2 protein-coding genes are annotated in these 2565 nt (G+C 55.3%); one reads left to right on the top strand and one right to left on the bottom strand.

Annotation, left to right across the window (positions count from 1 at the left end; all coding sequences use genetic code 11):
• Positions 1-118 precede the first annotated feature (118 nt).
• The gene (locus NKI99_RS33615) at positions 119-565 is read right to left on the bottom strand and encodes a BA14K family protein (RefSeq protein WP_352613727.1); all 447 of its coding nucleotides are present in this window, start codon (positions 563-565) and stop codon (positions 119-121) included.
• A gap of 138 nt (positions 566-703) precedes the next feature.
• Between NKI99_RS33615 and NKI99_RS33610 the strand changes: the two genes are divergently transcribed.
• Positions 704-1867 carry a hemopexin repeat-containing protein gene (locus NKI99_RS33610; protein ID WP_352613725.1) on the top strand — a complete coding sequence of 388 codons (1164 nt, stop codon included), beginning with the start codon at positions 704-706 and terminating at the stop codon, positions 1865-1867.
• Positions 1868-2565 lie beyond the last annotated feature (698 nt).

The following is a 2565-nucleotide window of genomic DNA, read 5'->3' as shown; positions in this document are numbered from 1 at the left end:
CGATCATGCCCCCGTGTCGTCAAAAAGCTACCAGCCAAATATCCTGTCAGAACACTGAAGGTGCCTAAGTGAACTGCATTACCGCCGAAGCGGGGCTTTGACGACCCGATCTATCTCATCAGTAGGGCGAGTTGCACTGCTGGCGTGGTCCATAGTTCGGTTGGAAGGTATTATCCGACGCACGATAGCTGCGGTAGCGGTCATAGCACCATGTTATATGCGAATCGCCGCGGTGAACGCGGCTCTGGCTGTTTATGATCGCGCCGCTGATCACCGCGCCCGTCGCAAAAGCTGCGAGCGGGAACCAATAATCACCATGCCGACGATAGCCTCGCCGATGCTCACGGTATCCGCGATGGCCGTTCCAATTAGCGCCATCGTTGCGGGAGAAGTTGCCGTTGGATGAGTGATGCCTCCGCCACGGCTTGTAGTCGATCATCTGGGTGTCGGAAGATGTCGACGCCATGGGGACGAAAGTCTGAGCTGCATGAGCTGGCCCAGCGGCCGTCACCGCAAATGAAGCCGACAACGCGACGGCCAGAAAACCCGATATGATATTTTTCATTACACTCCTTAAGGGGTGGTTGAAGCCCCAATGGCCTTAAAACGATTTAAAAGACCAATGGTTCCGTCCTGCATCGATCGCGCGTTCGAGGAACTTATCGTGCCACAATGATTGAGGCTGGTGGCGGCGGAGCATCGGTTGTCCCTCAAACGATGTCGGGCCCGTAACCCAAATTCGCCGCCACACCCAAAAAACCCGCCGAACTTCCAGCAGATCTCCGGTGCGAAAGGCAACTTCGGAGAGCTCAAGATCGACCTGTCATACAGCACCATAAACGAATTTATTTTGCTGCCGCGAACAATATCCTCCACGGGTGAGCTACTGGTTCAAACCAGACTGCCGTCCGGTGAAATGGTGAATATCGAGGATCGAAGCATCTGGACGCAAATAGTTGTAAATTTACCTGCACCTGCGTCTGAAGGCCTCCCGGCGACAACAAGTAAGCCATCAACTCCGACGATCACCGAGCTCAGAGCCAGTGGCGGATACATTCATGTCGGTTGGGGAAAGGGCCCTGGAACTACGGACGTTGACAGCTTTGTGATTGCGAGAGTTGAGAACGGCCAGCATTTAAATCCGCGGCATGCCAAAGAAGATCAACGTTCGGCGACGTTCCCGGCGAAAGCCGCTACTTACGACATTGGTGTAGCGGCGGTTAACGACGTCACGAAATGGCCAGATCTTTGGAATCAGGAGCCGGTGCTGTCAGAATTTGTGTGGAAGCGCCTCGTCGTTGGAGATGATGATCAAAGCCTTGGAGTTCCCCTCACTGGCCCCTTCGATTCGATCGCAACTCTGCCGAACGGCAAGACCTACGCGACTTTCCGCCACCTTTATGTTCGGTATTCCGGCGCTAGCGCAAATAGGATCGACGTCGGATACCCAAAGCCGATTGCCGGCAATTGGGGTGCGCTGCCCCCAGCTTTCTTTGCGGATTCCTACCTATCCGCGGCGTCTTGCAGGCAACTGGGGCAACCTTCCGCGCGAGTTCGAGAGTGGATTCGACTCGATTTGTACGCTGTCCTACGGAAAACCCTACATTACCCGTGGCGCCCAGTACTTGCGCTATTCAGACGCCAGTGCCAACAAGGTCGATCAAGGCTACCCAAAACCATTAAACGGCAATTGGGGCTCCCCGAGCCGTTTGAAGGTGGTTTCGACGCTATGGTTAAGCTCTCCAATGGCAAAACCTATGTGACCCGCGGTCGAGAGTACCTGCGCTATTCAGATCCGAACGTTAACAGCATCGATCCCGGATATCCGCTGCCAATTGCTGGCAACTGGGGCCGAGCGAATCTGTAACAGGAGGCGTACCCCTTGCTCAGGTGCGCGGGGTATTTCTCGAGCCATCCGTGGTCAATTGCTGACACACTCTTACGGTTTCGTCTGACGCAGTAAAGCGGCGCAAGCAACTCGCTCGCTACCAACATGACGTCACTGAACCCGACATCACGACAGATACCTGGATTCCGGTATTGACCAATGTTCTCATCTCGAAGGCACGGAGCCGAAAACACTCGTTTCCAAAGCGAAAAGCAGTCATTCAGAATAAGTCTGCGCGTCGCTCGCGAGCGCGCCGTAAACAGCGCCGTAGCGAGCGAGCGGCGGGTTTGCGCCTCATAGCGATGTTGAGCAGAACCCTGGCCGCATCGAGGAGCGGACATTAGAGCGAACGGACGAGGTAGCACGCCGGCTGGATGCTAGACGATCCGAGATACTGAGAGGTTGTCGGCTCAATCATCGCAGCTTGTAGCAGAGCGCGAAAGGCTACGGTCAGGACAGCCGCCGCGATCTACACCCGGAGGGTTCGTTGCCATTGTTTTCGGGCGCCCACACCATCAGTTACGACCTTCGAAGCGTTCGGGGCTTTGAGACGCCCGCAACGCCGCCGTCGATTTTCTGCATTTCAAACCGGGACAAAACCCGAAATGTACGTCCTTAACCATTCATTGACTCGCGCCCCTTGCAATCTCTAAATCGGTTCTGAGGGAACGTTCTTG

The sequence above is a fragment of the Mesorhizobium sp. M0239 genome (genome assembly GCF_040321815.1).
Taxonomy (GTDB): domain Bacteria; phylum Pseudomonadota; class Alphaproteobacteria; order Rhizobiales; family Rhizobiaceae; genus Mesorhizobium.
This window is presented reverse-complemented; position numbering and strand designations above follow the sequence as displayed.

Excerpts from the sequence above, each read along its gene's own strand:
- NKI99_RS33615 (WP_352613727.1), bottom strand. The coding sequence starts at position 565 with ATGAAAAATATCATATCGGGTTTTCTGGCCGTCGCGTTGTCGGCTTCA.